Here is a 14779-nt window from a genome sequence, read left to right on the forward strand (position 1 = left end):
GAGCGATGTCAGCGCCGCACGGTGTCGTCCGTCTTCAGGTCGTCCAGGGCCTCGTCGAACTCGTCGAGCTGGTCGGGGCAGTAGACCTGGAGCACGATCCGCTCGGCCTCGACGGCCTTCGAGTCGGAGATGACGGGACGCATGCCGGGCCCGGTGGCGCCGTTGGACTGCTGGATCTTCCACAGCGCGGTCTTCAGGGCGTTGCCCGGGTCCTCGCAGACCTGACCGCCGTCCGTGCCGAGCAGACGCTCGATCGTCTCGGTGTCGGGGGCGGAGTAACCGGCCTTGACCAGCTCCTCCTGGAGCTGGTTCGCCTTGGAGAGCGTCACGCTGTTCCTCCGGACGTCCGCGTACCGGATGACGCCGGTGACGGCGAGGCCCACGAGGATGACGATCGCACCCCAGTAGACCCACTTGTGCTCGGAGGCGAAACGGGTGGGGCTCATGACCGTTCTCCCTCGGTCGACGTGCCGGCGGCGGCCTCGGCGGTACGCCAGCCCGGCTTGCGGAACTTCAGGAACGCCCACGGGATGAGCAGCCCCAGAACGACCAGGCCGCCGCCGACGACGAGGACGTACGACCACACGCTGCCGCCGCCGAACTGGGAGGGCGGTACGAAGCCGATGGCGAGGGCCGCGATCGAGGAGAGCAGGCCGACCGTGCACAGCAGTCCCAGGGCGGGGGCCCGGTAGCCGCGCGGATGGTCGGGCTTGGTCTTCCGCAGGCGCATCGCGGCGGCGAACATCAGCAGGTAGACGATCAGATACACCTGCGTGGTGATCGTCGAGAAGATCCAGTAGACGCTCGACACGTTGGGGATGAGCGCGTACATCAGGGCGATCACCGAGGTCACGACGCCCTGGGTGACCAGGATGTTCTGCTGGATGCCGAACTTGTTGAGCTTCTGCAGGAACGGCGGCAGGTAACCCTCGTGGCGGGAGATCTCCAGGAGGCCCTTGGACGGGCCGGCGAGCCAGGTCAGCATGCCGCCGAGGGACGCGGAGATCAGCATGACGGCGGCGATCGGGGTCATCCAGCCGACGCCGAAGTACGAGAAGAAGGCGTCGAAGGCCTGCATGACGCCGGCCGTGAGGCTCAGCTGGTCCGCGGGGACGACCCAGCTGATCGCGAGGGCGGGCAGGATGAAGATCAGCAGGACGAGGCCCACCGCCAGGAACATCGACTTCGGGTACTCCTTCCCCGGGTTCTTCAGCGAGGAGACGTGGACCGCGTTCATCTCCATGCCGGAGTACGACAGGAAGTTGTTGACGATCAGGACGAGGCTCGCGAGGCCCGTCCACTGCGGCAGCAGATGGCTGCTGTCCATGGGGGCGGCCGAGGGGTTGCCCTCGCCGAGGAAGACCATGCCGAGGACGACGAGGACCGTGCCCGGCACGAGCGTGCCGATGATCAGGCCCCAACTGGACAGTCCGGCCAGGGTCTTCGTGCCGCGGGACGAGACCCAGACGCCGGTCCAGTACAGGACCATGATGACGATCGCGGTGTAGACGCCGTTCGAGGCGAGGGCCGGATCGATGACGTACGCGATGGTCGAGGCCACGAAGGCCAGCAGGCTCGGATAGTAGAAGATCGTCATCGCGAACTGGCACCAGACCGCGAGGAATCCGAGCGGCTTGGACAGCCCCTCGGCGACCCAGCGGTAGACGCCGCCGCTCCAGCCGGAGGCGAGCTCGGCGGAGACCAGCGCCGTCGGCAGCAGGAACACGATGGCCGGCACGAGATAGAGGAAGACGCAGGCCAGGCCGTAGACCGCCATGGTGGGCGCGGCGCGCAGGCTCGCCACCGACGCGGTCGTCATCAGGGCGAGCGTCACCCAGGTCATGGTGGTCGGCGCGACGGGCCTGGCCGCCGCCGCCCGTGGTCGGGGCACGTCGGCCGAGGTGTCGATGCTGCTCAAGGGGGCCCTCCCGTCGGTCACACGATCACCCCAGGCTCGATCGGCCGACGGGGCGCGGCAACCGGGGACGCCCGTACGGGCTAGGGGGCGTCCGGGCTCTTCGGCGTGTCGTCTCTCGGCGGCTCCCCGGGCCCTTCGAGACGGGTGAAGGAGCGGCGGTACGAGCGGGGCGGGACGCCCCGGCGGCGGACGAACCGGGCGCGCAGCACGGCCGCGCTGCCGAAGCCGACCGCGCGGGCGATCTCCTCGACCGGCAGGTCCGTGGTCTCCAGGAGCTCCTCGGCGCGGCTGAGGCGCAGCCCGAGCAGCCAGGCGTGCGGGGTGGTACCGGTCGAGGCGGCGAAGCGGCGGGCGAAGGAGCGGCGGCTCATCAGGGCCCGGCGCGCCAACTCGGCGACGGGCAGCGGCTCGTCGAGGTGCTCACGGGCCCAGGCGAGGGCCTCGGCAAGACGCTCGTCCTGACTGTCCTCGGGTACGGGGGTGGTCAGGTACTGGGCCTGGCCGCCGTCCCGGTGGGAGGGGAGCACCAGGTCCCGGGCGATGGCGTTGGCCGTGGTGGCGCCGTACTCGCGCCGCAGGAGGTGCAGGCACAGGTCGAAGCCGGCGGCGGCGCCCGCACCGGTGGCGACGCTGCCCTCGTCGACGTACAGGGCGTCGGGGTCGACGGTGACGTCCGGGTGGCGCTCGGCGAGGAGTCCGGCGAACCGCCAGTGGGTGGTGGCCCGCCGCCCGTCGAGGAGCCCGGCCGCGGCGAGCGCGAAGGCGCCGACGCAGTGGGCGGCGACGAGCGCGCCCCGCCCGTGGGCGGTGGTCAGCGCGTCGAGCACGGCGGGGGGCGGGGACGTACGGAAGTCGGCCCAGGGCAGCGCGATGACGAGGTCGGCGGAGGCGAGGCGGTCCAGGCCGTGCTCGACGACCAGCGGCAGTCCGACGTCGGTGCGGACCTGGCCGGGCCGGTCGGTGCACAGGGCGAAGTCGAAGAGGGGCAGGCCCTGACCGCGGGCGTCGAACACCTCGGAGACGATGCCGGCGCCGAGCATGCCGACGCCGGGCGGGGCATAGGCGGCGACGGTCACGAAGGGCGGCACGCCAGGAGTGTGACACGGTACGGCCGCCACGCCTGGCACGATTCACGCGATCGGTGGCAGCAGGGCCACTCGTGAAGGCCCGGCCGAACGCGAAGACTTGCCCCCATGAACGACAACACCACCAGCGACCCCGCCGACGCGCCGCTCGCCCGCACCGCCCGCTACACGGTCCTGACCACCGGCTACACCCTCTCCACCGGCCCGGGGGTCGCCGCCACCGTCTCCTACGTCCACGACGGCGACCGGCATGTGATCGTCGACCCCGGCATGGTGGCCGGCCGCGACCGGATCCTCGGCCCGCTCGCCGCACTGGGCCTCGGCCCCGACGACATCACCGACGTCGTGCTCAGCCACCACCACCCGGACAACACCATGAACGTCGGCCTGTTCGGGCAGGCGCGCGTCCACGACCACAAGGCGATCTACGTGAACGACCAGTGGACCGACCGGGACGCCGAGGGCTACGAACTCACCCCGTCGCTGCGGCTGATCCGCACGCCCGGGCACAGCCGCGAGGACATCACGCTCCTCGCCGGCACCGACACGGACGTCGTGGCCTTCGTGGGCGACCTCTGGTGGCGGCCGAACGGCCCGGTGGACGACCCGGTCGCCCCGGACCACACGGTCCTGCGCGACTCCAGGCTCCGGGTGCTGGCCGCCGCGGACGTCATCGTCCCCGGCCACGGCCCGGCCTTCCCGGCGGACGACACGGCGCCGCGCTAGGACCTTGGAACGCCGGAGGTGGCTCCTCGCCTGTCCCTGAACGTCCCCGCGCGCCCTAGAAACGCCGGAGGCCCCGGGACACCGCCCCGGGGCCTCGTCGGTCGTTCGGAGGGAGGGCTACTCCTTGGCCGGTGGCTGCTGCTCCTGCGTACCCAGCGCGTCGTTGATCTTCTGCTGGGCCGTGTCGACGTGGCTCTGGTACTTGTTGCCCGTCTTGGCGTCGACGGCGTCGCCCGCCTTCTCGACACCCTGACGTGCGGTGTCCTCATGGCCCTTGATCATGCCCTTGAGCTTGTCGAGCATGGACATTGCTTGTCCTCCTCACGAAAAGCCGACGCACCCAGCATCCCGGCCATCCGGAGTTTCCGCATCCGCAGGGCCGCCCTCGCCTGGCGTTGCGGGCAGCCCGGTCGCGCGGCTCCTTCGAATCAGTCGCTCGGCGACGCGCCGGCGGCGGACCGGCGTCCCCCGAGGGAGGCGATCAACGCGTCCGCCACGACCGCCGCGTCCGCGTCCGCGACATCGGCCGGGTAGGCCGGCAGCAGGTCGTCCCAGACGGGCATCCACGATCCGTACAGCTGGGCCTGTCCCTCGGGCCGCGCGAAGAACCAGATGTGGAGGTGCGCGCCGCCGTCTCCGATGCGGTAGACGTGGGCCCGCGAGATGTGCGGCAGGGCCTGGACGTGGCGGACGAGGTGCGCGGACAGGACACCCAGCTCGGCGGCCAGTTCATCGGGCAGGTCGTCCATGTCGTGGTGCTCGATCGGATGCAGCATGAGCACCAGCGGCACACCGACGCCCGTGATCCGCGTGAGCCGCCAGCGGTCGTTGAACCAGATCCCCTCGCCCCGGTCACGGCACGACTGACAGTCCGACGGGTCCTCGCCGTGCCGCGGAGGCTCGGGCAGCACCGGAGGCCGCAGCGCCGCGACGCGCAACCCGTCCGGCTCGAACGGGCTGATGTCCCACCCGGTCATGCGCGCGAGTGGAAGCCGGCGCTCACCGTCCGCGGCGGCGAGAGCGTGGTCGTAGAACTCGTCAGGTCGCAAAGCCATGCCCCGAAGGGTAGTTCGAACCCTTCCGGGTACGTTCCGGGGCCCGGAAGTGGCCCAGTCCGCGAGCGTCGAAGTGGCCCGTGTGAGGGGCCATGTGCGCACTACCGTTGGCCAGGTACGGAGGCCCGAGGACCTCCGGGCGGCCGAGCGGATCGTGATCGAGGGTTTCGACCTGACGAGATACGAGCCGTACCGGCCCGGCGAGTTGTTCCCGGCGGCGCTGCTCGGGCAGCCGGGCGTGGAGGTGTTCGTCGCCCTGCACGACGGCGTGGCCGCGGGAGCCTGCGTCAGCTTCGTGGACGACGGCGTCGGCAGCCGCTACTGGGTCGGTACGTCGTCGGCCTTCCGGTCGCGCGGCGTGGGTCGGGCCGTCATGCTCGGCTCCCTCGCCCACCTGGCGGACCTGCCGGCCACCCTCACCGCCTCGAAACTGGGCAGGCCGCTGGACGAGTCCCTCGGGTACACCGTCGCGGCACCCTCGACCTGGTGGTCCTCCATTCCCACGACACCGCCGCGGTAGGCCCGTACAACCATTCGGCCGCTCGGGGGTCTCAAACGTCAAGGCGTATGGTGCGCCTGTTGTTTCGGGAGGAATGCCCGCGCCCCTGGCCCGTTCGACGCGACGGCGGCTCGCCGGCACCGGCACCACCGTTCTCGCCGTCACGCTCGGGGCGACCGCGCTGACCGCTCCCGGGTACGCCGCCCCGGGCGCGGGCGGGGCGCTCGCGGCGGAGGACGCGACGGCGACCGCGACGACGACCGCGGCCCCGATCGTGTACCCCAAGTACAGCAGGCTCGACGGTGCCGGTGTGACCGGCTTCCTGACGACCTCCAACACGAACGTCGCGACCTTCCGACGTTACTCGGACGGTGCCGGGGAGACGTACGACGGTGCCATGTACCTGCGGTCGACGCCGACCACGGACTTCCTGGTCTTCAGGGGCGGGCAGAGATCACACAGCGGAACCTGACGACGAACGGTTCCCTGGAGGTCCCCGTCGGTTCCCTGGCGACCGACGCGAAGTGGGCGGGCGCGGCGGGCGACGCCGTCTTCACCACCACCGTGACCGAGGCCGGCACGGTGCTCCGCAAGCACGTCGCCGGGGCCCCCGCGGTGACGGTCACCGGCCTTCCCGTCTCCGCGACCTCCGTCACGGTCACGCCCGCCACACCCACCCACGCCAAGGTCACCTGGTACAACGCGCCGAGCAGGTGGGGCCTCCTCGACCTCGCCACCGGCGTCCTCACCCTCGGCGACCCCGAGATCGGCCCGCAGACGATTTCCGCGACCCACGTCGCCTGGTTCGCCGCCGCCTCGGCGACGGACCCGAGCCTCCGCCTCCGCGTCGCGGACCGGGCCACCGGTGCCGTGCAGGAGGCCCCGCTGCCCCCGGCGCCGCCGCTCGGCAACCTCCAGGTCGGCCTGGTCGGCGACTGGGTCCTGTACGGGCAGAAGGGCGGCATGAGCTTCGTCCAGCCCAGCGCCCACCACGCCATCACCGCCTACAACCTCACCACCAAGGCGAAGGTGAAGGTCCTCGACCACGCCTACGAGTTCACCTCCGCCCCCGACAGCAGCCTCTACGCGCACGGCGGCCTCGTCGGCCAGGGCGAGGGCGTGTACCGGATCGCGGACACGGGCGGCGACACCCTGGAGGCCGAGCCGGTCGCGAAGACCGGCGAGCCCACCGAGGTCGTCGCCACGGCCTCGACCGTGCCCCCGGCGGTCCTCGATCTCGACAAGGTCAACGGCTTCACCTTCAGATGGACGCTGTCCCGTGAGGTGCGGAGCCACAGGGTCACCGTCCGTCACGTGCGGACCGGGAAGACCGATGTCGTGACCGTGCCACTCAGCGCCACCACGCCGGCGTTCTCCTGGGTCGGCAGCGGCGGCGACGACGACTGGGACGGGGACGTCCCCAACGGCGACTTCACCTGGGAGATGTCCGGCGTGCCGGTCAACGGCATCGGCCCGAACGTCACGGCCAAGGGCACGTTCAAGGTCGTCCGCAAGGTCCAGCCGCACGACTTCAACGACAACGGCAGCCCCGACCTGCTCAGTCGGGACTCCGCGGGACGCCTGTGGCGCACCGACCTCTTCTACCGTCCGAGCGCGGAGTGGCACGGCGTCAACGAGGCGGGAACCAGGTCCTACCTCGGTGCGGGCTGGGGCGTCTACGACCGGATCGAGGCCGCCGGCAACCTGGGCGGTACGCCGGTCGGCGACCTCCTGGGACGCGACAGGTCCGGCGTGCTCTGGCTGCACCAGGGCAAGGGCACCGGCGACTTCGCGAACCGGGTGCAGATCGGTGTCGGCTGGGGGATCTACGACAAGATCGCGTCCGGCAGCGACCTGACCAACGACGGCCGCGCGGACGTGCTCGCCGCCGACAGGTCCGGCGTGCTGTGGCTCCACACCGGCACGGGCAGCGCCACGAAGCCGTTCCTCCCGCGTAAGAAGCTCGGCACCGGCTGGGGGATCTACAACGACATCACGGCCGTCGGCAACATCGCGGGCGGCCCCGCCGGCGATCTCGTCGGCCGTGGCAGGGACGGCGTCCTCTGGCTCCACCTGGGCAAGGGCGACGGCACGTTCGCGCCCCGTGTGCGGATCGGCGGCGGCTGGAACGCGTTCCGTACGCTGATCGCCGCCGGTGACGCGGACGGCGACGGGCGCCTCGACCTCATGGGCCTCGGCGTGGACTACCAGTTGCCGAAGCTGTACAAGGGCACCGGCGACTGGAAGGTCCCGTTCCGAACCGGTGAAGTGATGGAGCTGAACCGGGTCGGCGCGTACGCGTCGGACTTCGTGTTCTGACCGTCAGGGGCCGCAGGCCGCAGGCCGCTGTGCGCGGCCTGCGGCCCCCTAGAGCGGCGCCGGTGTCAGGACGACGGATCGCCGTACTGGAGCCCGCGGCCGTTGGTGCCGATGTAGACGCGCCCGTAGGTGTCGGGGTCGCCGGTGACGACGCCGGTGCCGCTGATGTTGCCCCACTGGTGGGCGTCGTCGTTGACGCGGACCCAGGTGGCGCCCTTGTCGGTGGAGCGGAAGACTCCGGTGACGTCCTTGACGGTGCCGATCAGGTACAGCGCCTGGTAGGAGGCGCCCGGCGCGGCCTTGCCGAAGCCGAGGGCGGAGGCGGAACTCACCGTCGTGAGCGTGGTGAAGGTGCGGCCGCCGTCGGTGGAGTGCAGCAGCCCCTTGTCGTAGCCGGCGATCCACAGGTCCCCGGCGATGCCGGGGACGGCGCTGAGCCGGCCGGTGGGCAGGCCGGTGGCGCGGGCACTGAAGGTCGCGCCGCCGTCGGTGCTGGCGTGGAGCGTGCCGCCGGCCAGTGAGTAGAACGTCCTGGCCGAGGAGCGGTCGGCGACGACCACGGCGCCGGTGCCCAGGCCGCCGGCCCTCGACCAGCTCGCCCCCTTGTCGGTCGAGCGGTACGGGGCCTGCCCCTCCTCGGTCCAGACGATGGCGGAGCCGTCCGCGGAGAGCGCGACCTGCCCGCTGTCGGCGCCGCCCACCGGCTCCGACGTGAAGCCGCTCCAGTTGCTGCCGCCGTCGGTGGAGTAGGCGCCGTCCTGTTCGCCGCCACGGCCGACGCGGACCATGACCGAGGGGTTGGACTGGGCGAAGTCGATGGCCGTGCTGGTGATCATCATGGGGCTCTTGAGCCGCCCGGCGGGCACCCTGGTCAGCGAGTCGGGGGTGCTGTAGCGGAAGCCGCCCAGGTCGCCCATGGACGTGATGACGGTGGCGCCGCCGGGCGGGGCGACCGCGTCCAGGACCGCGGTCTCCTCAAGGCCCCGGGACCCCACGGTCCAGTGGCTGGTGGCGCCGCTGTCGGTGGCGTGGGCGTCCTTGCTCCGCCAGATGCCGCTACCGGTGCCGTACAGCACGTGTCCGGAGTCGAAGGGGTCGATGGCGAGGGCGGTCATCCAGTGCCCGGTGCCGGTACCGACGTACGGAGCGGCGGAGGCGTCCCGTACCGACTTCTCGGCCAGCGCCTTCCAGGTCGTGCCGCCGTCGGTGGTGCGGTAGATCTCGTCCTCGGGCCACCAGCGGTCGAGGGTGGTCACCATCACCGTGGACGGCTTCCGCGGGTCGACGGCCAGACCGGAGAACCCGTAACCGCCCTGCGACGGCGAGACGTTCTTCCACGTACCGCCGGACGGTGTGTGCTTCCACACCGAGCCGGCGGTCACGCCGTTGGGTCCGACGACATCGGTGTACGTCAGGTACAGCGAGCCGTCACCGGAGAGGACGCCGTGCTGCGGCATCTGGCCGGTGGGCTGCCCGGGTACGGCCTGCCAGGTGCTGCCGCCGTCGGTGGAGCGGTAGAGGGACCGGGACGCGTCGGCGACGCCGACGTAGACCGTCCTGCTGCCGGCCGGGCCGTACGTCACGAACGAGATGCCCGCGCCGCTGCCCGCCCCGTCCTTCACGGGGAACGAGGACACCTGGCTCCAGCTCACCCCGTGGTCGGTGCTGCGCCACAGCCCGTTCTTGCGGGTGCCGAGCAGCAGGGTGCCGTTGTTCGCGGGGTCGATTACCAGGCGTTCGCCGGCCCCGCGGCCGTCCTCGTTGGCGCCCAGCTTGAAGGGCAGGTCGGTGCGCTGGAAGGTGCGGCCGCGGTCGGTGGAGCGCAGGAGCGCGCCGTTGCCCGCCCAGTTGTTGGTGTAGGTGCCCGCCGCGAGGTAGAGCCGGTCGGGGTCGACGGGGTCGGTGGCCAGCGAGTCGATGCCCAGCAGGTTCCAGTCCTTCTCGCTGACCCAGTCGGTCAGCGGGATCCACTGCTCGGCCGCGACGTCCCAGCGGTAGGCGCCGCCCATGTCGGTGCGCGCGTACAGCAGGCCCTTCGCGCGCGGGTTGAACACGAGCCCGGTGACGTAACCGCCGCCCACCACCTGGGCGTTGCGCCACGTGTACGGTCCGGTTCCGGCCGCCTGGGAGTCGGCCGTCCTCACCAGCTTCCACTGCTGGTTGGTGCTGCCCCTGCCGGGATACTGGATGACTCCCGCGCCCTCGGCCGTGGAGCCACCGGAGACGTCCAGGACCTGGCCGCTCCTGCGGGAGGTGAGGGTGACGGCGTCGGAACCGCTCACCTCGTCGATCCGCCACTCCTGGGAGGTGGAGGAGCTGTCGGTCTGCTGCTCGGCGGAGGCCGCCCGGTCGGACGAGCCGCCGGCTATGCCGAGCACCTTGCCGCTGTTGCGGTTCACCAGCTCGTAGTAGCCGTCCCCGGCGGGGCGCAGCTTCCACTGCTGGTTGGCGGTGTTCTGGTCGGTGTACTGCTGGACGCGGGCGCCGTCGGCGGTGGAGAAGGCCTTGACGTCCAGCGCCTTGCCGCTGCGTACGGAGAGCAGCCGGTAGTAGGCGTTGCCGTCGACCGTCGCGGCCTGCGAGTCGTCCTGCACGAACAGGAGGTACGGCACGACGAGCGCGGGCGCTCCGAGCAGCAGTCCTGTCGCGGTCCAGCGACGGCGGTGACGCCCGCGGCGTCCACCGTTCGTGGGGTTCTTCATGGGGGGCTGGTTCATGGGGGGTCGGTTCTCCTTGCGTGTCACCGTGGAACGGGCGGGTCGGCCGGGTCAGCGCCGCAGGGTGAGGACACCCGGGCGGTACGGCAGTCGGTCGTAGGGACCGCCCGCGGTGGGGGACTTGCCCTGGTAGAGGAACTGCAGATCGCAGGGGTCGATCGTCATGGTCTGGTCGGGATCGGCCCGGACCAGGTCGCCGTGGCTGACGTCGGCGGTCCAGGTGGCGCCGCTGTTGGCCTTGCCCGCGAAGGGGTTGCTCTCGGTGGCGGCCTGCGGGGTCCATGAACCGTTCAGGTCGGTGGCCGTGAACGAGCGGAAGTAGCGCCCGTTCGCGCCCTTCGCCTCGACGATCATGAGGTACTGCTGCCGGCCCTGGACCTTGTAGACCTGGGGGGCCTCGAACAGCTTGGCCTCCGTGTCGCTCATGACCGTCGTGTACGAGGAGCCGAAGCTGCCGGGGAAGTTCCCGATCGGCATGCTCGCCCGGTAGATCCTGCCGTTGTCACCGGCGAAGAACAGGTACATGTTCCGGTCGTCGGCGATCAGGGTCTGGTCGATCGGGCCGGTGGGGGAGTCGGTGCGGGGGATGCTTCCGGTGAACAGCGGCTGCGGAGCGGACCAGCCGTCGGGGTCGGTGGGGTCGCTCGACGTGCGGTAGATGAAGGGCCACTGGCCCCACTGGTACGCGAGGACCCAGACCTTCTTGGGCGCGAAGTAGAACAGCGTGGGCGCGACCGCGGGCCGGTTCATCGCCTTCTGTCCGGCGGACGCCATGTCCGACCAGGTGCTGAAGGGACTGAACGTCATCGAGCCGTACGACGATCCCGTGAAGTTCGACCCGTAGACCAGGTGCTTGCCGTTGTGCACGACCGTGGTGAAGTCCTTCAGCGAGGCCCACCCGTTCGCCGGCTGCGCCAGGGCGCCCGTCGAGCTCCACTTGTACGTCGACGGAAGAGCGCACGTGCCGCCGCCCGAGCCGGACGGGACGGTCCACTTCTGGTTGCCGCCGGACCAGCAGGAGTGCAGCTGGATCCTGGTGCCGTCAGCGGTACCCGCGCCGACGGCGTCGAGGCACAGCCCGGACTGGACGCCCGCGATCGTGCCGTCGGCGTTGACGGTCCACTGCTGGTTGGTGCCGCCGTTGCAGTCCCAGACGACCACCGGGGTGCCGTTGGCGGTGCCCTTGCCCTTGGCGTCCAGGCACTTGCCGCCGTCGAGCCTGAGCTGCTTGCCGGCGGTGCGGGTCCACCGCTGGTTGGCCTGACCGCTGCAGCTCCACAGCTGCGCCTGGGTGCCGTTGGCGGTGGTGGAGGCGGGGGTGCCGAGACAGCGGCCGGAGGCCACGCCCTTGATCTCGCCCGTACCGGAACCCGTACCCGCATCAGTGCCGGTGCCGTCGCTCGGCTTCCCCGGGGTGGTACCCGATGCGGAGCCGAGGGCGTTCATGACGGCGGTGTACGCGGGCTTGGGCTTCCCGTTCCTGTCGTACAGCAGCGGGCTCTCGTCGCTGCGCCAGGAGTCGCTGTCACGGACGCCCCACACCGTGACGCCAGTGCAACGGGCCACGGAAAGACAGGCGTTGACCGCTCCGACGTAGTGGGTGGGTGATGCCTGGGCGATGTCCAGCTCGGTGATCTGGACGTCGACACCCAGGGCGGCGAAATTGGCCAGGGTGGTCCGGAAGCTGGACAGCGGGCCGCCGGTGCCGAAGTGGCTCTGGAACCCGACGCAGTCGATCGGCACACCGCGGGACCTGAAGTCCTTGACCATCCGGTAGACGCCCTGGGTCTTGGCGTCCGACCAGTTCTCGATGTTGTAGTCGTTGTAACAGAGCTTGGCCGAGGAGTCGGCCGTACGGGCCGTGCGGAACGCCTCCTCGATGAAGCCGTCGCCCAGGACCTTCTGGAACACCGAGCCGCGCAGCCGGCCGCCGGGGCCGTCCTCGAACGCCTCGTTGACCACGTCCCAGGCGTAGATCTTGCCCTTGAAGTGGGTCATCGTGGTGTTGATGTGACGGTCCATCACCTCGCGCAGCGTGTGCGCGTCGCCGATCGAGCCGACCCAGGCGGGGAGCTGTGAGTGCCAGACCGTGGTGTGGCCGCGCACGCGCTGGCCGTTCGCCTTCGCACGGTCGACGATCCGGTCCGCGGGGCCGAAGGTGAAGGTGCCGCGGGACGGCTGGACGGCGTCCCACTTCATCTCGTTCTCCGGGGTGATCATGGTGAACTCGCGGTCGGCGATCGCGGTGTACGCCGGGTCGCCGAGCCTGCCGGCGGCCACGGCGGTGCCGAAGTACCGGCCCGAGGGGGCCGCCTGCGTGCCCAGGTTCGCGGCTCCGGCGGCGCCGGGCAGGAGCGTCACGACACCGGCCACCACCGCCGCGGCCGCCAGTCCTGCCGTCACCGTCCGGCGGCGCCGGCTGAGCCGGTGCAGGCCCTTCATGAGTTTCCTCGGGGGCCGCGGGGCACCCTGGGTGCGGTGATCGTGGGGGTGTGTCGCGTCATGGGAGGGGCCTTCTTCCGGGCATGCGTCAACGGGGGAAGTCGGGGAACCCGCCCCGCCGGCACGTCATGGTGAGCGGCGGGAAGTGAACCCCACGCAAGGGAGGCCTCCGGACTCACGGCGTCGTAACAGAAATTCGTCCCGTCCGGACGATTGCCCGGTGACGCGTCTCGCGGGCGGAAGACGTCATGCCGGGCCCCGCGGTCCGGCCCTGGCCCGAGGAGCGGTTCTCAGGCCCCGGCCCCGCGCACGATGAAGGAGGCCTGGCCGGCGAAGGTACGGGTGCCGTCGGAGCCGTCGAGCCAGACGCCGCCGTCGCGGTGGCGGAGGACCGCCCCGGGATAGTTGTGCGCGTGCAGGGTCACCGACCCGGCGACCGCCCCGGGGCGCGGACAGAACGTGGCGTCCTCACGGAACAGTGCGCTGCCGTCGTCGCCGCTCAGCCGCAGCCGCAGGTCCCGATGGCGCAGATAGCGGCCGTCGGCGGCCCGGAAGGTGACGCACCGCGTGTCGGCAAGACCCACGACGACCGTGAAGGTGACCCGCTGCCGCGTCTGCGTGTCGCTCGACGCGGAGACCCGGCCGAGCGTCGCGAAGTCGCCGGCGTACGTGACGTACAGGTCGGGCTGGTCCACGGACTCCAGCGACCGCGCGCCCAGCGGAACCGTGCCCGCGACGGCGGTCGGACTGACCGGGGGCGGTGCGGCCGGCGTGGGGGTGCGCGACGGGACCGGCGGGGTGGTGCGCGACGGGACCGGCGGGGTGGTGCGCGCCGGGACCGGCGTTGGGGTGCCGACCGCCGTGGGCGCGGCGATGACGGCGGGCTTCCGATGGACCGGTTCGGGCCAGGTCGCGTAGGTGGCGGTCCCGGCGATGAGCACCGCGCCGGCGGTGAGGCTGACCAGCGGATGAGCGGTCACCGCGTGCAGCGCGCCGGTCAGCCCGCCGTGCAGGCCGCCTCCCGCCGAGGCCGAGGCCGATGCCGATACGGATGCCGATGCAGATGCCGTAGCCGTGCCGGCTGCGACGTGTGCCGTGGCCGGCCCGGCGGCGATCGCGGCCGTACCCGACAGGAGGCCTTTGCCGGCCAGCGCGGCGAGGAGCCCGGCCGGGACGGCCAGCGGCGCGAGGCTGAGGAGCAGGAGTTCGGCCGGAACCCGTTCTGTCCTCGTCGCCGAGCAGACAGGGCAGTCGCGGGTGTGCCGCGCGATCCGCTTGCGCCACACCGACGTACGGAGACCGTCCCAGCCGACGACGGTCTCGTCCAGCCGCCGGCAGCGCGGGTCGGCCTCCAGGGCGGCGACGATCGTCCGGCTCAGTTCCAACTGCTCGCGCATGCGTTGCAGACGTACTCCGACGTGGGCGACGGAGAGCCCCGTCGCGGCGGCGACGTCCTCACGGCTCAGCAGGCCGGCGGACTCCTGCCACCACAGTGCCATCAGCACCCGATGGTCCGGGTCGAGCCACCGCCCGGCTTCGGCCACCTGGCGACGTTCGTCCGACACCCGCAGACGCAGGATCGTCACGTCCTCGTGCTCGGCGCCCGCGTCCGGTATCTGAAGCGCCTCGTCGAGGGGCGTGGTCCGGTCGGTGGAGGTGCGCTGCCGGTGCCAGTGGGTGGTGATCTGGCGGAGCGTGATCGACACCAGCCAGGACCGGAAGCTCTCCGGGGCACGCAGGGCGGGCAGGTCCCGCACCACCCGCAGCAGCGTCTCCTGGACGACGTCGTCGACGTCGGCATGCCCGCTCAGCGAGCGTCCGACGATGTTGTAGACCAAGGGCAGGTACGCGGCGATCAGCTCATCGCGCGCCTGCTCGTCCCCGGCCTGCGCCGCGACGACCAGCCCCGCGTGGTCCGCGTCCATGAGCCCCACCCCTACCTCCCTCGGGGAGCGATCCGCCGAGTAGGCGCCTCACCCTAGCGTCGGCGAGGCACGCCCGCGAAGGCGTCCTCGACG

12 protein-coding genes are annotated in these 14779 nt (G+C 71.5%); 4 read left to right on the top strand and 8 right to left on the bottom strand.

What is annotated here, in order from left to right; translation table 11 throughout:
* Positions 1 to 8 precede the first annotated feature (8 nt).
* The 3 genes from ACWFR1_RS18855 to ACWFR1_RS18865 form a co-directional block, all read right to left on the bottom strand.
* Positions 9 to 446: a hypothetical protein gene (locus ACWFR1_RS18855; RefSeq protein ID WP_453552487.1), complete on the bottom strand. Its 438-nt coding sequence runs from the start codon at positions 444 to 446 to the stop codon at positions 9 to 11.
* The gene (locus ACWFR1_RS18860; RefSeq protein ID WP_453552489.1) at positions 443 to 1918 is read right to left on the bottom strand and encodes an APC family permease; all 1476 of its coding nucleotides are present in this window, start codon (positions 1916 to 1918) and stop codon (positions 443 to 445) included. The genes ACWFR1_RS18855 and ACWFR1_RS18860 overlap by 4 nt, the downstream gene beginning before the upstream one ends.
* Positions 1919 to 1998: 80 nt before the next feature.
* Positions 1999 to 2958: a GlxA family transcriptional regulator gene (locus ACWFR1_RS18865; RefSeq protein ID WP_453552560.1), complete on the bottom strand. Its 960-nt coding sequence runs from the start codon at positions 2956 to 2958 to the stop codon at positions 1999 to 2001.
* Positions 2959 to 3111: 153 nt separating this feature from the next.
* Between ACWFR1_RS18865 and ACWFR1_RS18870 the strand changes: the two genes are divergently transcribed.
* A complete protein-coding gene (locus tag ACWFR1_RS18870) occupies positions 3112 to 3729 on the top strand; it encodes an MBL fold metallo-hydrolase (RefSeq protein ID WP_453552491.1) in 618 nt (205 codons plus the stop codon).
* Between the two features lie 117 nt (positions 3730 to 3846).
* On the opposite strand, the gene ACWFR1_RS18875 is transcribed toward ACWFR1_RS18870, so the two are convergent.
* Complete coding sequence (locus ACWFR1_RS18875; protein ID WP_453552493.1) at positions 3847 to 4038, bottom strand: antitoxin; 192 nt, start codon at positions 4036 to 4038, stop codon at positions 3847 to 3849.
* Positions 4039 to 4157: 119 nt separating this feature from the next.
* Positions 4158 to 4784 (bottom strand): hypothetical protein, encoded by a 627-nt coding sequence (locus ACWFR1_RS18880; RefSeq protein ID WP_453552495.1) that lies wholly within the window; start codon positions 4782 to 4784, stop codon positions 4158 to 4160.
* 94 nt (positions 4785 to 4878) lie between these two features.
* Between ACWFR1_RS18880 and ACWFR1_RS18885 the strand changes: the two genes are divergently transcribed.
* The 3 genes from ACWFR1_RS18885 to ACWFR1_RS18895 all read left to right on the top strand — a co-directional run bounded on the left by ACWFR1_RS18885 (position 4879) and on the right by ACWFR1_RS18895 (position 7602).
* Positions 4879 to 5304 carry a GNAT family N-acetyltransferase gene (locus ACWFR1_RS18885; RefSeq protein WP_453552497.1) on the top strand — a complete coding sequence of 142 codons (426 nt, stop codon included), beginning with the start codon at positions 4879 to 4881 and terminating at the stop codon, positions 5302 to 5304.
* 73 nt (positions 5305 to 5377) lie between these two features.
* Positions 5378 to 5755, top strand: coding sequence for a hypothetical protein (locus ACWFR1_RS18890; protein ID WP_453552499.1), 378 nt, complete (start codon positions 5378 to 5380; stop codon positions 5753 to 5755).
* Between the two features lie 92 nt (positions 5756 to 5847).
* Entirely contained in the window at positions 5848 to 7602 is a 1755-nt protein-coding gene (locus ACWFR1_RS18895; RefSeq protein WP_453552501.1) for an FG-GAP repeat domain-containing protein, read from the top strand.
* Positions 7603 to 7667: 65 nt separating this feature from the next.
* Here the strand turns inward: ACWFR1_RS18895 and ACWFR1_RS18900 are convergent, their stop codons facing one another.
* The 3 genes from ACWFR1_RS18900 to ACWFR1_RS18910 all read right to left on the bottom strand — a co-directional run bounded on the left by ACWFR1_RS18900 (position 7668) and on the right by ACWFR1_RS18910 (position 14686).
* A complete protein-coding gene (locus ACWFR1_RS18900) occupies positions 7668 to 10304 on the bottom strand; it encodes an RICIN domain-containing protein (protein ID WP_453552562.1) in 2637 nt (878 codons plus the stop codon).
* 66 nt (positions 10305 to 10370) lie between these two features.
* Positions 10371 to 12761 (bottom strand): non-reducing end alpha-L-arabinofuranosidase family hydrolase, encoded by a 2391-nt coding sequence (locus ACWFR1_RS18905; protein ID WP_453552503.1) that lies wholly within the window; start codon positions 12759 to 12761, stop codon positions 10371 to 10373.
* Between the two features lie 290 nt (positions 12762 to 13051).
* The gene (locus ACWFR1_RS18910) at positions 13052 to 14686 is read right to left on the bottom strand and encodes a sigma-70 family RNA polymerase sigma factor (protein ID WP_453552505.1); all 1635 of its coding nucleotides are present in this window, start codon (positions 14684 to 14686) and stop codon (positions 13052 to 13054) included.
* Positions 14687 to 14779: the final 93 nt, after the last annotated feature.

Source organism: Streptomyces sp. NPDC055103 (assembly GCF_053607625.1).